This is a genomic window from Nocardia sp. Tas62D01 (assembly GCF_055232035.1).
Genome location: NZ_JBUYUZ010000001.1, coordinates 2,678,005 through 2,693,243, shown reverse-complemented (window position 1 = coordinate 2,693,243; position 15,239 = coordinate 2,678,005). Strand labels below are relative to the sequence as shown.

The following is a 15,239-nucleotide window of genomic DNA, read 5'->3' as shown; positions in this document are numbered from 1 at the left end:
GTGTTTCCGTACGATCAGCGGCTGTAGCGCATCAGCGTGCGCACCAGCCTGCAGGTCGTGTCGGAAGGCGGGCGGATATCGATGAGTTGTGCGGTGCGCCGGATGCGTTCGTTGCTCGCCTGGCTCGGTAGATAGATGCCCGAGTCGAGCAGCGCGATGGTCAGTCGCATGGCCTTGAGCCTGCGGTTGTGTGTGACGTACCACTTGCGCGGGCGGCCTGGTGGCAGCGACCGCTTCTGCAGCGGGACGTAGGGCCGGTCGATGATGGTGGATTTCGGTGTAGGTGCGGTAGCGGGCATTGGATCCTCCCCGTCGCGATAGGAAATCCTGGTCGATTTCCTCGAACACTCTTTCGATTCTACCTCCGGGTACCGACAAAAACCGCTGGCCACAAGGACTTTGGTGGCGGTCGCAGCGGCCCGCGACAAAACCGATGCGGCCGAACATGCTCCGACGAGCAGGCGTATCGTGCGATTTATGACCGGAATGGACCGCCCGCGGCGGTTGCGCCGTACCCCCGCTTTGCGTCGTCTCGTGGCCGAAACAACTCTGCAGCCACGGCAATTGGTGTTGCCGATGTTCGTGGCCGACGGCCTGGACGAGCCGCGGGAAATCAGTTCGATGCCGGGTGTCATGCAGCACTCGATGGATTCGCTGCGCAAGGCGGCGGTCGAGGCGGTCACCGCTGGTGTCGGTGGACTCATGGTCTTCGGCGTGCCGCGGCCGGAGGACAAGGACGCGACCGGCAGCCAGGCCAGCGATCCAGACGGCATCCTCAACCGGGGCCTGCGCGCGCTGGCCGACGAGGTGGGTTCCTCGACGGTGATCATGGCCGACACCTGTCTGGACGAGTTCACCGATCACGGACACTGCGGCGTGCTGTCCGCCGATGGCGCCGTCGACAACGACGCCACCCTGCACCGCTATGTCGAGATGGCGCTGGCACAGGCCGCTTCCGGCGCCGACCTGCTCGGCACCAGCGGAATGATGGACGGTCAGGTCGGCGCGATCCGGCGCGGCCTGGACGCGGTCGGGCACATCGACACCGGCATCCTCGCCTACGCCGCGAAGTACGCCTCGGCGTTCTACGGTCCGTTCCGAGAGGCCGTCGCCTCCTCGCTGGAGGGCGACCGGCGCAGCTACCAGCAGGACCCGGCCAACCGCCGCGAGGCGATCCGGGAGCTGGACCTGGATCTGGCCGAGGGCGCGGACATCGTGATGGTGAAGCCCGCCATGTCCTACCTGGACATCCTGCGCGAGGTCGCCGACCGTTCGACGGTCCCGGTGGCCGCCTACCAGATCTCGGGCGAGTACGCGATGATCGCCGCCGCCGCCCAGCGCGGCTGGATCGACCGCCGCGGCGCCATCCTCGAATCGCTGATGGGCATCCGGCGGGCGGGTGCGGACATCGTGCTCACCTACTGGGCAACCGAGGCCGCACACTGGCTGTCGTGACCAACCCGCACCTACCGATCAATCTCGGACCTGCACCCAAGCCCACCGCGCCGGAGGATCTGCGCACTGCACGCCAATTGTGGTGGGGCGTAGTCGGATTCGGTGTCGTCCAGTTGGCGGCCTCGATCATCGCCGCCGTCCAGCAGCGGCACGATTTCGCCACGCAGATGTACGACCAGGTCAAGGCGGACGACCCGACCTTCACCATGGCCACCGCCGACCTGATGGTCCAGTTGGCGTTCGCGTTCGCGGTCATGCTCGGGTTGGCGATCGCCGCGGTGGCGCTGGTGATCGCGCACCAGCTGATCCGCGGCAAACTGTGGGCGCGGACCCTGCTCACCATTGTCGGAATCTGGTTGGTGCTCATAGCGATCGGCACCATGTTCGCGCTCGGCTCGGTGACCGGAGCGGCCTCGCTGGTGGCGGGCGGCGCGACCATCGTGCAAGGCGTACTCGCGGCCGGCGCGACCTATCTGAGTCACCGTCCGGACTCGACCGCGTACTTCCAGATGAACCGTCGGTGAACGACCGGGATAGCGGGTGCCGAGTTGTCGGGGAATCGCCAGCATGTATTGTGGGGGTTGTCACAGTGGATGAGGGAACCGGTAGTTGTTCGTTATGCGTTGGCTTGCGTTTCGTGAGGACGATAACTCGATGGCTCCGGGCGAACGGAGGCATCGATGCGCGTGGTGATTCAACAGCCGCAGAGCATTCGGCGAGAACTGTTCGTCTTGAGTCTGCTGATTCTCTTCGGTTTGCTCACCGTCGCGGTGCTGCTGCTGCCCGGCCTCGTCGGCTGATTCTGCAACGTTCGATGGTGGTCCCCGGCGCCGTGCTCGGCGCGACAGGGAGCCCCGCGTGACCGATATCGGGGACGGCTCCAACGTCTTGTTCGCCGAACCGGGTGCGCGCTGGCGTGTGGTGTCCTATGGGCCTGGTTTGTGTTTGACCATTCTGCTCATCGAATTAGTGACCGCCAGTCCGGTGCACTGGTTCGCGCTGATCTTCTGTGCCGCGCTGATCACGGGTTTCGTTGTGCTGCAGGTAATTGCGGGGCAGCGGCATGTCAGCGTCGAACTCACCGACAGGACGCTGCGCGAGGGCACCGAGACCGTCGCGCTGAGCTCGATCGAGGCGGTGCTGCCCGAGCGCGACGAGGATTCCTGGGATGATGAAGACTGGGAGTCGGCGCGGGCGCTCGGTGAGTTGAGCGGGGTGCCGCGGCGGCGCATCGGAATCGGGTTGCGGCTTTCCGACGGCGGGCTTGTGCAGGCTTGGGCGAAGGACCACCGTCCGTTGCGGGCGGCGCTGACCGAGGCACTCGACCGGCAGCGCGGCATGACAACCGAAGACGGCGAAACCGATGATCGACATAGCGAGAACGGAGCGGATCGTTGAGGCGAGAGATCGTGCTGCTCGGTGAAGTAGTCGTGGCCGCGTTGTGCGTGGTCGCGGCGGTGCTGAGTTGGCGGCATGGGTTGGTCACCACTTCCTTCGCGGCGGCCGGGGACGTGCCCGCCTACGACGCCACCCGCTATGTCGGACCATGGCTGGTCCTGGCTGCTTTTCTGGTCGCGGTGGCCGGTGTGGGCGTCATCGACGCGGGTGCGCGCTCCCTGCGTGCCGCTACCGCACGGTCTTCGACGCGCGGCTGATTGCACCGGGCGTTCACCGGCGATCGCCGTCGCCGCAGCTGTTTGGCGGCGCCATCGCGGGAACATCGAGGACATGATGAAGCCGACAAACCACACGAAGATGATCGTGAGGGGGGTGTGGCGGGCGGCATGATCGGCGCTGCCACGATCGCCCCGGCCGCCGCCGCGCCCGCCGAGATGGCGGCGGTGCCGCCCAGTGCCGCCCATGCCGGTGGTGTCCGCCCTCATCGCCACACCACCGTCCCTCGTGCATCTGCTCCCCGCGCCGCTGGCATGCCTGGTGACCACGGGATTCGGCATGTTCTGCCTGGGGATCACCTGACGCGCCAGCATCTGGCGGGTCACCCCGGACTCGGCTAGCGTGCATATCGCACCCGTCGGGTGCATCGGGCGGAGGTGCGGCGCATCGCTCTGACAGGGCGAAACTTTATGCGGCCGTAAGGCTTTCGCCGTACATAGCGATTGTGTCGACAAAGGAATGCTTGTGATTCGTTTTGCTGGAAAAGTCTGTACCGGGGTGGCCGTCGCCGCCGCGATCGGGATCGCAGCGGCGCCCGCCGAGGCCGCGGCGGGCTTGCCGCTGGAACCCCCTGCCGCCGAGGCCGCACACCCCGCGCCGATTTTCGCTCCCGAGACCGGGTCGGCGGACATCTACAACTCCATCATGTGCAGGCTGCACACCATCTCGGCCTCGGTGCCGTGCATGTACACCTGAGCGCAGGTCAGCCGCGCAACCGGCGCCCGCTCAGTTCCACTGCTGGTAGATGTCCAGCACGCGACCATTGCGGCTGCCGGGGGCATTCAGATACAGGGTGACCGCGCCGTCGGGGTGGCTGGCGGCTTCCAACATGACCTGGCGCAACGAGGCATGGACGCCGCCGCTGTCGTCGTGATAGATCTCGGTGTCGCCCTTCAGGCCCGCGCCGATCCGGTTGAGCGGCACGACCATGGAGACCAGCGCGGGCAGCGGCCCATCGGCGATGGCCGCGGTTTCCTCATGGCTCAGGCGCAGGCCGACGCGGTCGGGCTGGCTGATCAGATCCGCGGCGGCGGCGGACCCGGCGCCGAGCAGTGTGGTCAGGGCGGTAACCGCGGCGAGCGCGGAGCTGAGAACGGCAAACCGCATGCAGAAACCCTCCGAAACAGGTAGATGGTGGTGAGACGCACTGAGATTACGCATCAGCAACCTGCTGGCGACCGATATTCGACGAAATGTGCTCGGCGTGTTGCGTAATCGTGCCGCGGTGCCGCGCCGCACCCGGGCCGCTGTTGATCTTGAGGGGTGCTGCGGCGTGGATCACTCCACTACACCCTGTCGTCGACCCGTTCGGATCGGGCTGAGAGACTGGACGTCGTGAGTTCTTCTCCACGCGTGACCAGGACATCGGTGCCGGTTTCCGCCCAGCTCTTCGAACGGTCCAGTTCGGTGATCCCGGGTGGTGTCAACTCGCCGGTGCGGGCGTTCAAGTCCGTCGGTGGCACACCGAGATTCATCGCCTCGGCCAACGGCTACACCCTGATCGACGCCGATGGCAACGACTATGTCGACCTGGTGTGCTCATGGGGTCCGATGATTCTCGGGCACGCGCATCCCGCGGTGGTCGAGGCGGTGCAGCGGGTCGCGACCGACGGGCTGTCCTTCGGCGCGCCGACCGAGGCCGAAATCGAACTCGCGGAGCTGATCGTCGAACGAGTGGCTCCAGTGGAGCGGGTGCGGCTGGTGAACTCCGGCACCGAGGCCACCATGAGCGCGGTCCGGTTGGCGCGCGGCTACACCGGTCGCACGAAGATCATCAAGTTCTCCGGCTGCTACCACGGGCATGTGGACGCGCTGCTCGCCGATGCCGGGTCCGGCGTCGCGACACTCGGCCTGCCGACCTCACCCGGGGTCACCGGCGCGCAGGCGGCCGACACTATCGTGCTGCCCTACAACGATTTCGACGCCGTCGCCGCGGCCTTCGCCGCGAACCCAGGCCGGATCGCGTGCGTGATCACCGAGGCGGCCGCGGGCAATATGGGCGCGGTCGCGCCGCTGTCCGGCTTCAACCAGGGCCTGCGCACGCTGACCGCCGAACACGGCGCGCTGCTGATCATGGACGAGGTGATGACCGGCTTCCGGGTCAGCCGCGCGGGCTGGTTCGGTCGCGAGGGCGTCGCCGGTGACCTCTACACCTTCGGCAAAGTGATGAGCGGCGGCCTGCCCGCCGCCGCGTTCGGCGGCCGCGCCGAGATCATGAATCACCTGGCCCCGCTCGGCCCGGTCTATCAGGCGGGCACCCTGTCTGGTAACCCCGTTGCGGTCGCTGCTGGCCTTGCCACGCTGCGCGCGGCCGACGACGCCGTGTACGCCGCGCTCGACCGCAATGCGCAACGACTCGGCGCCCTGTTCACCGAGGCCCTCACCGCCGCAGGGGTCGAGCATCAGGTGCAGTTCGCGGGCAATATGGTGAGCGTGTTCTTCGCCGACCGTCCGGTCATCGACTACGCTTCCGCCAAGGCCAGCCAGACCTGGCGTTTCCCCGACTTCTTCCACGCCCTGCTCGATGGCGGTGTGTACGCGCCGCCGAGCGCGTTCGAGGCGTGGTTCGTCTCCGCGGCGCTCGACGAGGGCGCATTCGACCGTATCGCCGCCGCCCTGCCCGCCGCCGCACATGCGGCCGCGGCCGCCACCCCCGAAGGATCCCGCGCGTGAGTTCCGACCAGCCAGATTCCGAAAAGCGCGAACCAGCCGACACCGCCGCGCCCGTCGACGCTCCCGACGCCACCGTCTCGGCTGAGTTGTCGTCGGTTGACACATCCGTTGCCGAGGCTACCGCCCCCGCCGAGCCGTCCAGTGCGGTTGACACATCCGCTGTCGGCGACGAGTCCGCCGCCCCGGAGTCCAACGCGAGCGACACCGCCGTTCGCACCTCCAGCACCGTCGCTCGGCCGCGCACCTCGGAGTCCTCCGACGAACCCGGCATCCAGGACGCCGGCGTCGAGACGATCGTGCACGTGCTGCGCCACGGCGAGGTGCACAACCCGAAGGGCATTCTGTACGGCAGGCTGCCCGGCTTCAGTCTTTCGGTGACCGGACGCGCGCAGGCCGGTGCGGTCGGGCGGGCGCTGTCGGATCACGACATCACGCTGGTGATCGCCTCCCCGCTGCAGCGTGCGCAGGAGACCGCCGAACCGATCGCCGCGCAGCACGGCCTGATCGTGCGGACCGACGAGAATCTCATCGAGGCAGGCAATACCTTCGAGGGCCTGCGGGTGTCGGTAGGTGACGGCGCACTGCGCAAGCCGAGGCACTGGTGGAAGCTGCGCGATCCCTTCACCCCGTCGTGGGGCGAGCCGTACCTGCAGATCGCGCACCGCATGCTGGCCGCGGTGAACAAGGCGCGGGTCGAGGCGGCCGGGCACGAGGCGGTGCTGGTGTCGCATCAGCTGCCGGTGTGGACGCTGCGCCGATTCCTACAGGGACAGCGCCTCTGGCACGACCCGCGCAACCGGCAGTGCTCGCTCGCTTCACTGACTTCGCTTGTCTACCAAGGCGATACGCTCGTCGACATCGTCTACTCCGAGCCCGCGGGCGGTTCGGATCCGTCGGTGCACGGCGCATGAGATCGTCCACCGCGTTCTCCCGGCCACTGGTCCGGCGCCTGGCGCCGGTCCTGCTCGCGTGCGTGTGCCTCGTCGCCGCGCTCGCGGGTTGCTCCACCGGGAAGGACGCGGTGGCCTCCGGCGGCACCTTCGAATTCGTTTCTCCGGGCGGCAAGACCGATATCGTTTACGACCCGCCCGCCTCCCGCGGCACCATCGGCAAGCTGTCCGGACCTGACCTGATGACCGCGGGCAAGACCACCTCGGTGGACGATTTCGCGGGCAAGGTGGTCGTGCTCAATCTGTGGGGCCAGTGGTGCGGGCCGTGCCGTGCCGAAGCCCCGGCTTTGGAAAAGGCTTACGCGGCGACCAAGGACAAGGGCGTCGCTTTCCTGGGCATCAATGTCCGTGACCCGCAGCAGGACAAGGCTCAGGACTTCGTGGTCGACAACAAGATCGGCTACCCGTCCATCTACGACCCGTCCATGCGCACCCTGCTCGCCCTGGGCGGTAACTTCCCGACCAGCGTGATTCCCACAACCCTGATCTTGGACCGCCACCACCGCGTGGCCGCCGTGTTCCTCCGCTCCCTGCTGGCCGAGGACCTCCAACCCGTAATCGAACGTATCGCCGCAGAGGATTCTCAGTGAACCGCACCCGTAGCCCGCGCGCTTGTCGCCCGCGGCAGGCCGCTCGACTCATCCGTGGGACATGGACGGTGGACGATCGGTGGGCGGGCGTCGCCTCGGTACCTCGAAGCGCCGCAGCCGCCTCGATGATGGACGTCAACTGGGCCGATGCGTCCGATACGGAGCGGCAAGTGCCGCTGCGTCGTGACGCGGAGCAGGCCGAGGAGTCGCAGTCGTGAACCGCGATCGTCGGATTCGCGGCCAGCGGGCCTGTCGTCCGCGGCAGGCCGCTCGACTCGTCCGCGGCACCTGGCGGGTCGATGACCGCTGGGCCGGTGTCGCGGTCGTACCCCGCAGTGCCGCGGCGGAATCGATGATGGATGTCGCGCGCGACGATGCGCCCGCGGTGTCCGCCGGACCGGCTCCCGAGCAAACGTCGGCCGGTGACCGGGAGTACGCGTGACAGTGCTCGCCGGAGTGGGGGAGTCCTTCCAGCAGACGGCGGCCACCGGGCCGTTGCTGCTGGCATTGGGTGCCTGCATGCTGGCGGGTCTGGTGTCGTTCGCATCGCCCTGTGTGGTGCCGCTGGTACCGGGCTATCTGTCGTATCTCGCCGGACTCGTCGGCGCGGAAGCGCCCCCGGCTACCGCTGCCGAAGCCAAAGGCCGTGGGGCGAGGGCTGGTTCGGTCGCTATCGAAGATCGGGTCGAGGCGCCGAAGCGGGTGGCGGGCCGCGGCCGGATGCGGGTGGCCGGTGCGGCCGGGCTGTTCGTGGCCGGGTTCACCGTGGTGTTCGTGCTCGCGACGGCCACGGTGTTCGGCGTGATCCAGACCCTCAACGTGAATCGTGAACTGCTGCAACGGATCGGCGGTGTCGTCACCATTCTTATGGGTCTGGTGTTCATCGGCCTGGTGCCCACGCTGCAGCGCGATACCCGGATGGAGCCACGCAGGCTGACCAGCATCGCGGGCGCTCCGTTGCTGGGCGCGGTGTTCGCGCTCGGCTGGACGCCGTGCCTCGGACCCACCCTGTCCGGGGTGATGGCGGTGTCCGCGGGCACCGACGGAACCACGGCGGTGCGCGGTGTGGCGCTCATCATTGCCTACTGCCTCGGCCTCGGCCTGCCGTTCGTGATCCTGGCCTTCGGTTCGACCAGCGCGTTGCGCGGCGTCGGCTGGTTGCGCCGCAATTCCCGCACCATCCAGATCATCGGGGGGATCCTGCTCGTCGCGGTCGGCATCGCGCTGGTCACCGGGGCGTGGGACCAGTTCGTCGCCTGGGTCCGCGACGCCTTCGTTTCCGAGGTGACGCTACCGATATGACCGTGATCGACAGACCCGAGGCCCCAGTGACCCCGCCGCCCCAGTCGTTGCCGGGCCGGGGGTGGGCGCTCGTGCGCAATACCTGGCGCGGGCTCACCAGCATGCGCACCGCGCTGGTGCTGCTGTTCCTGCTCGCGCTGGCCGCGATCCCCGGCGCGCTGCTGCCGCAGCGCAGTCTCAACGCGCAGAAGGTCGAGCAGTACATCGCCGACCGGCCGACGCTCGGACCGTGGATGGACCGGTTCGAGCTGTTCGACGTGTTCTCCAGCTTCTGGTTCACGGCCGTGTATGTGCTGCTGTTCATTTCGTTGGTCGGCTGCATTCTGCCGCGCGTCTTCGACCACTACCGAGCGCTGCGCACTCCGCCGGTGCGCGCGCCGCGCAATCTGGCCCGGCTGCCGCACCACTACTCCGCGACCGTCGGGCGCGGTGCCGACGAGGTCGTCGACCATGCCCGTAAACAGTTGCGCGGCTGGCGCACCGAGGTTCGCGAAGGCACTGAAGACGGCGAGATCACGCTGTCCGCCGAGAAGGGCTACACCCGCGAGTTCGGCAATCTCGTCTTCCATTTGTCGTTGGTCGGGCTGCTTGTCGCCATCGCGGTCGGCAAGCTGTTCGGCTACGAGGGCAGCGTCATCGTCATCGCCAACAACGGCCCCGGCTTCTGCACCACCTCGCCCGCGGTGTTCGACTCGTTCCGCGCTGGCAATGTCAACGACGGCACCGGCATCGCCCCGGTCTGCGTGCGGGTCAAAGACTTCAAGGCCGATTACCTGCAGAACGGTCAGGCCGAGATGTTCACCTCGAACATCGAATACCAGGCCGGCGCCGACCTACAGACCAACACCTGGCGCAGCACCAAGATCCAGGTGAACCATCCGCTGCGCGTCGCGGGTGACCGGCTCTACCTGCAGGGACACGGGTTCGCGCCGACGTTCACCGTCACCTTCCCGAACGGGCAGACCAGGACCGAGACCATCCAGTGGCGTCCCGACGACGCGCAGACCTTCCTGTCCAGTGGTGTGCTGCGCATCGATCCGCCCGGCGGCATGTACGCCACCGACGAGGAGCGCCGCAAGAACCAGATCGCCATCGAGGGTCTGTTCGCGCCGACCGCTCTGCTGCACGGCAACCTGCTGACCTCCTCGTTCCCGGTGATGAACGATCCGGCCGTCGCGGTGGACGTCTACCGCGGCGACACCGGCCTCGACACCGGCAAGCCGCAGTCGCTGTTCTCGCTGGATACCGAGCAGATCAAGCAGGGACGGCTGACCAAGGAGGCCAGGGCGAACCTGCGTCCCGGCGAGTCGACCACGCTGCCCAATGGCACCAAGGTGACCTTCGACGGCGCACAGCAATTCGTGAATCTGCAGGTGTCGCACGATCCGGCGCAGCAGTGGGTGTTGGTGAGCGCACTGGCAATGATGGCCGGGCTGTTGGTGTCGCTTCTGGTGAAGCGGCGGCGGATTTGGGTGCGGGTCTACCCTGCGGTGGGCGAAGCCGGTACCGTTGACCAACGACGTACCGTAGTAGAGATGGGCGGGCTCGCCAGGACCGATCAGGCCGGCTGGGGCGGCGAGTTCGACAAGCTGCGCGGGCGCCTGCTGGACCAGCAATCCGAAACCACGGGAGAGTGACCATGCCGATCGACGAGAACATCGCGCACTACAGCGATCTCGCCTTCAAGTCGGCGATCGTCGTGTACGCGCTGGTGCTTGTGCTGCTGATCGTGCAGTACGCGTCGACACGGACGCAGAAGGTCGTCCAGCCCGAACGCGAGTTGGTGACCGTCGGCGGTGGCTCCGATCGCCCCGCGGGGCCAGGCCGGATCGAAACGCCGCAGGCCAAGCCGCTCGCGGAGCGCGCAGGCAATATGGCCTTCTCCGTGCTCGTCGTCGCCATTGTCCTGCACGTGGCCTCGATCGTGTTGCGCGGCTTCGCAACCCACCGCTTCCCACTCGGCAATATGTACGAGTTCGTCACCATGGCGACCGCCGCGGCGGCCGTGGTCGGCATGACCTTCCTGCGCGAGCAGCGCTACCGGTCGATGTGGGTGTTCCTGCTCGTCCCGATCCTGATCCTGATGTTCGTGGCCGGCACCCTCCTCTACGCCGACGCCGCACCCGTTGTGCCCGCGCTGAAGTCGTTCTGGCTGCCCATCCACGTCACCATCGTCAGCATCGGCAGCGGCGTCTTCCTGGTCTCCGGCATCGCCAGCCTGCTGTTCCTGTACCGCCTGCGCCAGCCCGAGGGCCAAGAGTCCGACAACATCCTCGGCACCATCGCCCGCCGCCTCCCCGACGCCCGCACCCTGGACCGCCTGGCCTACAAAACCACCATCATCGGCTTCCCCCTCTTCGGCGCAGGCGTCATCCTCGGCGCCATCTGGGCCGAAGCCGCCTGGGGCCGCTTCTGGGGCTGGGACCCCAAAGAAACCTGCTCCTTCATCGCCTGGGTCCTTTACGCGGCATACCTCCACGCCCGCGCCACTGCGGGCTGGCGCGACATGAAAGCCGCCTGGATCAATGTCGCGGGCTTCGTCGCGATGCTGTTCAACCTATTCATCATCAACATCGTGATCAGCGGTCTGCACTCGTACGCGGGCCTGAACTGACCGGATCAAGAGTGCTCTGACCTGCATACCGGGTCCGACAACGCCTTGAACATCACCGCCATCTCGAAGGCGGCATCGGCGGTCAACGGTTCCCGGGTCATGGAGTGACCTCGCATGATGGCACGGTCACGGCCGTGATCACCAACTACAGCTTAGGCACTTATCGATATTGACAACTATCGAATTAATGAGTAAACGAACATCCCATGAACTTCGGATCGGCCGGTTGCCTGTCAGGTGCGGCTTATGACCGGTTAGTCGGGCACACTCAGGGTGAGCTGGCGTTCGTGGAAGTCGAAATGCAGACCCGGATGCCGGTAGATGCCTCGAGCGTCATGTACTCGTGGAAGAACGGGTCCCATCGGGTCGGGTAGTGCATGCCCCGACCGAAATCGATCTCGCGCTCGCGATCCAACTTGCGTGGCAAATCGGCGAGCACACGGTCGAACTCGGCCCCCATCCGGCGACGATTGAATACGCGAGCGGCTAGGCAGGAACCCGTAGTAGTTGATCACATCGAAGGGTTTCGTCACGGAATTGAGCATTCGAGCGAATCCGACCGCGACAGGTTCCGGGAGTAGGCCGAAATCCGGACCAGGACCAAGAGCTTCTGCACGATCATGTAGCCGAACACCATGGAACAGCAACTATTCGTTGGTCCATCGCGTGCCCTTCGACGGCCGGTCGAGGTCGTCGTGGGTAGCGGCATCCAGAAGCTGGTGTAACCGCTGTCCGGCCCGGCCGAACTCGCGCGAGGTCGCTTCTCTGTCGACGATTTCGTTGGCTGCCATGACCGCCTCCCAAACGTCCGGCGCGTCATCTCCGCCGCGACTCGGAGGTTGTCCTCTCATTCTCCTCCGCGCCATCGCACCAGCAAAGACCGGAATAGCCGCATGCCATGGGTGACCGCGGCGACTCAACGGCGAGCGGATCGGGACGAGGTCAGCAGCAACAGGCTCCCGAGGCCACCTTCTCCGGATCTGAGACTGATGCATCAGCTGTCGCGGTCTGGCAGGTGCAACCATGCGTCGGGTCGGCAGCCGGCAATGCCGGTGTGGTGCTGAATGTTTCGCTATCGGCAAGAACCGTGTACACCTCCCACCGTTCACCCGCCGGTCCGCTCACCCACACCTTGTCCTGCGTGGCAAAGCAACAGGTCGTGCCGATCTCCTCGTCGGTGAACAGTCCCGCATCGGTGAAGCGGGCGATCTCGGCGCGCACCTTCTCGCTCGATTCCACCTCGACGCCGAGATGGTTGATGGTCCCACCATGACCGGGGTTCTCCAGCAGCACCAACTTCAACGGCGGCTCGGCGACCGCGAAATTCGCATACCCCGGCTTCCGCTTCGCCGGTTCGGTACCGAACAGCGTCGAGTAGAACGCGACCGCCGTATCGAGGTTATCAACGTTGAGCGCGAGTTGGACACGAGACATGGGAACCACCACCTGTGAGACATTTATCGAATAGCTTACGAACTTCAGCTTCACGACCTTTTCGGCATATGTCAAGATCCTATGCTGAGTCGGAGCCTACGGAGAGAAGTCGCCCACATATTGAGCCTTGGGCATGAGTTGCTACCGCCAGGCTGTTACCGCCAGGCGTTGATTCATGGCCCTGACCCGGAAGTTGAGCGTGCAGGGCGTGCAGCAGAGCGAGAAAGGGAAGCACGCGGCATAGCGCGCGAAACCTAGCGAACCTGGGAGGGGTCGACCCGACTGATGATGCATCGGTCGCACCGCTTCACCTGCGCTCGGCACGGGTGAGAGGATAGATTGGCTGGTAGAGCCATCAAGTCCTGGTTAAGCCCGCAGGTCAGCGGTGATCGGCGCGGCCCGTGCTTACAGTCGGGCGACACAAACCACGAATTGGCGTTGTTTGTAGACGATTCCGCGGTTGCTCGTGGAACAGGTATTGACGTTGGTGGTGTGCTGTTTGACCTCCACCACCTTGACTCCGTTGGGGGTGCCTCGGGTGGTGCAGTCGATGCGCTTCGGGTCGTTGGGGATGAGTTCCATGCAGCCGCCTATTACCCAGTCGATGTCCAGGCAGAGCGCGGACTGGTCGGTTCCCCAGGTGTGGTCGGCATCGGTCGGGCACTGGCCGTTCGGTGGCGCCTTGTCGATGATTTTGTAGTTGGAACCCGTACTGCCGCAGGTGGTCTTGCCGATCGCGGTGTTGTCGCCGGTACCGCTGAGTGTCACGCAGTCGCCGACGTTCAGCTGGAGCCGGATGATCTCCTTGCCGACCGTGCCACGCGCACCGGCGGTGGTGACGGGTGGCGCCTCGGTGGTAGGTGGCACCTCGGTGATGGGCTGGGGCTCGTCGGTTATCGACGGTGGCATCGATGTGGTTGCGGCGCTGGCAGTCTCGTCGGCCTGCGACCGTTTTTTGACGTTGGTCTCGGGTCCGTTCATCGACAGCGCGTACGCGGCCACGAGGGTAGCCGATATCGCGGCCACAGCCATGAAGGCTGTCAAAACGATACCGGCACGAATGCGTTGGCGCGACACGTGACGTCCTCCAGAGCTGTTGCGCTTCGAACTCGCCTCCCACCGAGGTTCGAGGTCTGAAACTTACAATTTGAAGATCACGTCATGCTTACACATGCTGTGCCGCGCGTCGAGTCGTTGTCCGGCACCCTCCATTTGATGCGATGTCAGTATCCTCGTCTCGGCCGGTTCCGGTTCGTATGACCAGGTCACAATCAGGCAACAATAGACGGCAGGAGGTGTGCCAATTGCCATGGCGGGCAACAAGCTACAGGTTGCTGTACACGTCATCCGGCTGCCCGAGCCGGACGGCTCGTGAGAAGGAAATCCTGAATGAAGTTCGGCACGTTCGCCGCCACCGCCGTCCTGGCTGTCGCCGCGTTGGGAATCACGGCGGGAACTGTCAGTGCGGAGCCGACGGCAGTCGTCCGGGAGGTTTCGACCTCAGGCATCGAGCAGGGAGTCGGCTACCGCACTGCGCTGCCCGACTCCACCGGGGCGATCACCACCGCGGTCGAGGGCGGCAAGTTCGAGCTCGCCAACGACGGCACCAAGGTGTCGCTGAAGTCCGACAGCGGCGCCGTCGTCGCCGAGGTGCCGCTGACCTTCGACATCTCCGGAAGTCGAATAGCGGTTGCGCAAGAGATCCGTGACAACGGCCGAACACTCGCTCTCACACCGAAAGTGAGTGCCGCGAACATCGGCGAGATGCAGCCCGTCAACTCAATGGCTCGCCTCACCGATGAGATCAACAAGAACGTCGTCGGAGTGGTCGCCGGAGGCGTGGTCGGCGGGCTGCTCGGGGCGCTGATCGGTCTCGGCATCTTCAGCATCATCACCGGCCCGATCGGTCTGCTGGTCGGTGCGATCGCCGGCGGCTATGTCATGGGCGGGCAGCCGTTCATGGACGCCGTGATGGCGGTCGTGCGGGGCGAGCCCTGATCGATATTCGAGCAACAGCTCGGTGACATGGCGTACATCACGGTTGAAGTGGCGTGAGTTCGCGGCGGACAGGTAGGCGTATCCAGTCGACGGCACTCGGTGTGCGGGTGGATACGCCTACCGGCGCAACGGCATATTTGTCTGTCGAGTCGGTGGATGTATCCCTGGCAAGTCGGTGCGTTTCGCGCCGATGTCCCTGAGGAGGCGGACTCATGAATTCCGACCGCTTCACCTACGTGCCGCCCACCGCTATCGATGCGGATGGCAGGCTGGTCGCCCAGCTGACCAACGGCCCGCGGCGTCAACTGGGCTCGCAATGCGGCCGATCTGTCCGTCGAGGCGCAGCAGTACCTCGTCCTGGTCGCCAACCGGCTTCGGATCGACGAGGGACTGCTGCTGCACGAGGGCGAGCGCTAGCTGGTCATCGTCCAACGGGCCAGGAAGCCGAATCCCAGCTCGACAGCGGTTCCGAAGCTGGAACACCGAGACTATTGTGTGCGACGATCGGCCCGTGAACGGGTGGGGAGACGAGACGTTGCCGTGGCCGCC

General features: G+C 66.0%; 20 protein-coding genes. 14 read left to right on the top strand and 6 right to left on the bottom strand.

Annotated elements, in window-relative coordinates:
- Positions 1-14: 14 nt before the first annotated feature.
- Positions 15-299 (bottom strand): hypothetical protein, encoded by a 285-nt coding sequence (locus ACV7NQ_RS13200; RefSeq protein ID WP_463359903.1) that lies wholly within the window; start codon positions 297-299, stop codon positions 15-17.
- Between the two features lie 178 nt (positions 300-477).
- Between ACV7NQ_RS13200 and hemB the strand changes: the two genes are divergently transcribed.
- The 5 genes from hemB (at position 478) to ACV7NQ_RS13175 (ending at position 3,825) form a co-directional block, all read left to right on the top strand.
- Complete coding sequence (gene hemB / locus ACV7NQ_RS13195) at positions 478-1,455, top strand: porphobilinogen synthase (RefSeq protein ID WP_463359902.1); 978 nt, start codon at positions 478-480, stop codon at positions 1,453-1,455.
- The gene (locus tag ACV7NQ_RS13190) at positions 1,452-1,979 is read left to right on the top strand and encodes a hypothetical protein (RefSeq protein WP_463359901.1); all 528 of its coding nucleotides are present in this window, start codon (positions 1,452-1,454) and stop codon (positions 1,977-1,979) included. Before hemB ends, ACV7NQ_RS13190 begins: the two co-directional genes overlap by 4 nt.
- A 334-nt stretch (positions 1,980-2,313) precedes the next feature.
- Positions 2,314-2,853: a hypothetical protein gene (locus ACV7NQ_RS13185; RefSeq protein WP_463359900.1), complete on the top strand. Its 540-nt coding sequence runs from the start codon at positions 2,314-2,316 to the stop codon at positions 2,851-2,853.
- On the top strand, positions 2,850-3,110 hold the full coding sequence (locus ACV7NQ_RS13180) for a hypothetical protein (protein ID WP_463359899.1): 261 nt from the start codon (positions 2,850-2,852) through the stop codon (positions 3,108-3,110). Before ACV7NQ_RS13185 ends, ACV7NQ_RS13180 begins: the two co-directional genes overlap by 4 nt.
- 484 nt (positions 3,111-3,594) lie before the next feature.
- On the top strand, positions 3,595-3,825 hold the full coding sequence (locus tag ACV7NQ_RS13175) for a hypothetical protein (RefSeq protein WP_463359898.1): 231 nt from the start codon (positions 3,595-3,597) through the stop codon (positions 3,823-3,825).
- 30 nt (positions 3,826-3,855) lie between these two features.
- Here the strand turns inward: ACV7NQ_RS13175 and ACV7NQ_RS13170 are convergent, their stop codons facing one another.
- Positions 3,856-4,236: a hypothetical protein gene (locus tag ACV7NQ_RS13170; protein ID WP_463359897.1), complete on the bottom strand. Its 381-nt coding sequence runs from the start codon at positions 4,234-4,236 to the stop codon at positions 3,856-3,858.
- A 228-nt stretch (positions 4,237-4,464) separates the two neighbouring features.
- Between ACV7NQ_RS13170 and hemL the strand changes: the two genes are divergently transcribed.
- The 8 genes from hemL to ccsB all read left to right on the top strand — a co-directional run bounded on the left by hemL (position 4,465) and on the right by ccsB (position 11,258).
- The gene (gene hemL / locus ACV7NQ_RS13165; RefSeq protein ID WP_463359896.1) at positions 4,465-5,802 is read left to right on the top strand and encodes a glutamate-1-semialdehyde 2,1-aminomutase; all 1,338 of its coding nucleotides are present in this window, start codon (positions 4,465-4,467) and stop codon (positions 5,800-5,802) included.
- Positions 5,803-6,071: 269 nt separating this feature from the next.
- On the top strand, positions 6,072-6,713 hold the full coding sequence (locus ACV7NQ_RS13160; protein ID WP_463365651.1) for a histidine phosphatase family protein: 642 nt from the start codon (positions 6,072-6,074) through the stop codon (positions 6,711-6,713).
- Positions 6,710-7,342, top strand: coding sequence for a TlpA disulfide reductase family protein (locus ACV7NQ_RS13155; protein ID WP_463359895.1), 633 nt, complete (start codon positions 6,710-6,712; stop codon positions 7,340-7,342). Before ACV7NQ_RS13160 ends, ACV7NQ_RS13155 begins: the two co-directional genes overlap by 4 nt.
- 68 nt (positions 7,343-7,410) lie before the next feature.
- Positions 7,411-7,560 carry a hypothetical protein gene (locus ACV7NQ_RS13150; RefSeq protein WP_463359894.1) on the top strand — a complete coding sequence of 50 codons (150 nt, stop codon included), beginning with the start codon at positions 7,411-7,413 and terminating at the stop codon, positions 7,558-7,560.
- Positions 7,557-7,784, top strand: coding sequence for a hypothetical protein (locus ACV7NQ_RS13145; protein ID WP_463359893.1), 228 nt, complete (start codon positions 7,557-7,559; stop codon positions 7,782-7,784). Before ACV7NQ_RS13150 ends, ACV7NQ_RS13145 begins: the two co-directional genes overlap by 4 nt.
- Positions 7,781-8,644 carry a cytochrome c biogenesis CcdA family protein gene (locus ACV7NQ_RS13140; protein ID WP_463359892.1) on the top strand — a complete coding sequence of 288 codons (864 nt, stop codon included), beginning with the start codon at positions 7,781-7,783 and terminating at the stop codon, positions 8,642-8,644. Before ACV7NQ_RS13145 ends, ACV7NQ_RS13140 begins: the two co-directional genes overlap by 4 nt.
- Complete coding sequence (gene resB, locus ACV7NQ_RS13135; RefSeq protein ID WP_463359891.1) at positions 8,641-10,281, top strand: cytochrome c biogenesis protein ResB; 1,641 nt, start codon at positions 8,641-8,643, stop codon at positions 10,279-10,281. The genes ACV7NQ_RS13140 and resB overlap by 4 nt, the downstream gene beginning before the upstream one ends.
- Before the next feature lie 2 nt (positions 10,282-10,283).
- Complete coding sequence (gene ccsB, locus ACV7NQ_RS13130; RefSeq protein ID WP_463365650.1) at positions 10,284-11,258, top strand: c-type cytochrome biogenesis protein CcsB; 975 nt, start codon at positions 10,284-10,286, stop codon at positions 11,256-11,258.
- Positions 11,259-11,526: 268 nt separating this feature from the next.
- On the opposite strand, the gene ACV7NQ_RS13125 is transcribed toward ccsB, so the two are convergent.
- The 4 genes from ACV7NQ_RS13125 to lppU all read right to left on the bottom strand — a co-directional run bounded on the left by ACV7NQ_RS13125 (position 11,527) and on the right by lppU (position 13,724).
- Positions 11,527-11,718, bottom strand: coding sequence for a hypothetical protein (locus tag ACV7NQ_RS13125; RefSeq protein ID WP_463359890.1), 192 nt, complete (start codon positions 11,716-11,718; stop codon positions 11,527-11,529).
- A 187-nt stretch (positions 11,719-11,905) separates the two neighbouring features.
- Positions 11,906-12,049, bottom strand: coding sequence for a hypothetical protein (locus ACV7NQ_RS13120; protein ID WP_463359889.1), 144 nt, complete (start codon positions 12,047-12,049; stop codon positions 11,906-11,908).
- A gap of 151 nt (positions 12,050-12,200) precedes the next feature.
- A complete protein-coding gene (locus ACV7NQ_RS13115) occupies positions 12,201-12,692 on the bottom strand; it encodes an ArsI/CadI family heavy metal resistance metalloenzyme (protein WP_463359888.1) in 492 nt (163 codons plus the stop codon).
- Between the two features lie 405 nt (positions 12,693-13,097).
- The gene (gene lppU / locus ACV7NQ_RS13110; RefSeq protein WP_463359887.1) at positions 13,098-13,724 is read right to left on the bottom strand and encodes an LppU family putative lipoprotein; all 627 of its coding nucleotides are present in this window, start codon (positions 13,722-13,724) and stop codon (positions 13,098-13,100) included.
- A 357-nt stretch (positions 13,725-14,081) separates the two neighbouring features.
- Here lppU and ACV7NQ_RS13105 point away from each other — a divergent pair, with 357 nt between their 5' ends.
- The gene (locus tag ACV7NQ_RS13105; RefSeq protein WP_463359886.1) at positions 14,082-14,690 is read left to right on the top strand and encodes a hypothetical protein; all 609 of its coding nucleotides are present in this window, start codon (positions 14,082-14,084) and stop codon (positions 14,688-14,690) included.
- Positions 14,691-15,239: the final 549 nt, after the last annotated feature.

Excerpts from the sequence above, each read along its gene's own strand:
- ACV7NQ_RS13170 (WP_463359897.1), bottom strand. The coding sequence starts at position 4,236 with ATGCGGTTTGCCGTTCTCAGCTCCGCGCTCGCCGCGGTTACCGCCCTG.
- ACV7NQ_RS13155 (WP_463359895.1), top strand. The coding sequence starts at position 6,710 with ATGAGATCGTCCACCGCGTTCTCCCGGCCACTGGTCCGGCGCCTGGCG.
- ACV7NQ_RS13125 (WP_463359890.1), bottom strand. The coding sequence starts at position 11,718 with ATGGGGGCCGAGTTCGACCGTGTGCTCGCCGATTTGCCACGCAAGTTG.
- hemB (WP_463359902.1), top strand. The coding sequence starts at position 478 with ATGACCGGAATGGACCGCCCGCGGCGGTTGCGCCGTACCCCCGCTTTG.
- ACV7NQ_RS13200 (WP_463359903.1), bottom strand. The coding sequence starts at position 299 with ATGCCCGCTACCGCACCTACACCGAAATCCACCATCATCGACCGGCCC.
- lppU (WP_463359887.1), bottom strand. The coding sequence starts at position 13,724 with ATGGCTGTGGCCGCGATATCGGCTACCCTCGTGGCCGCGTACGCGCTG.
- ACV7NQ_RS13120 (WP_463359889.1), bottom strand. The coding sequence starts at position 12,049 with ATGGCAGCCAACGAAATCGTCGACAGAGAAGCGACCTCGCGCGAGTTC.
- ACV7NQ_RS13115 (WP_463359888.1), bottom strand. The coding sequence starts at position 12,692 with ATGTCTCGTGTCCAACTCGCGCTCAACGTTGATAACCTCGATACGGCG.
- ccsB (WP_463365650.1), top strand. The coding sequence starts at position 10,284 with ATGCCGATCGACGAGAACATCGCGCACTACAGCGATCTCGCCTTCAAG.
- resB (WP_463359891.1), top strand. The coding sequence starts at position 8,641 with ATGACCGTGATCGACAGACCCGAGGCCCCAGTGACCCCGCCGCCCCAG.
- ACV7NQ_RS13105 (WP_463359886.1), top strand. The coding sequence starts at position 14,082 with ATGAAGTTCGGCACGTTCGCCGCCACCGCCGTCCTGGCTGTCGCCGCG.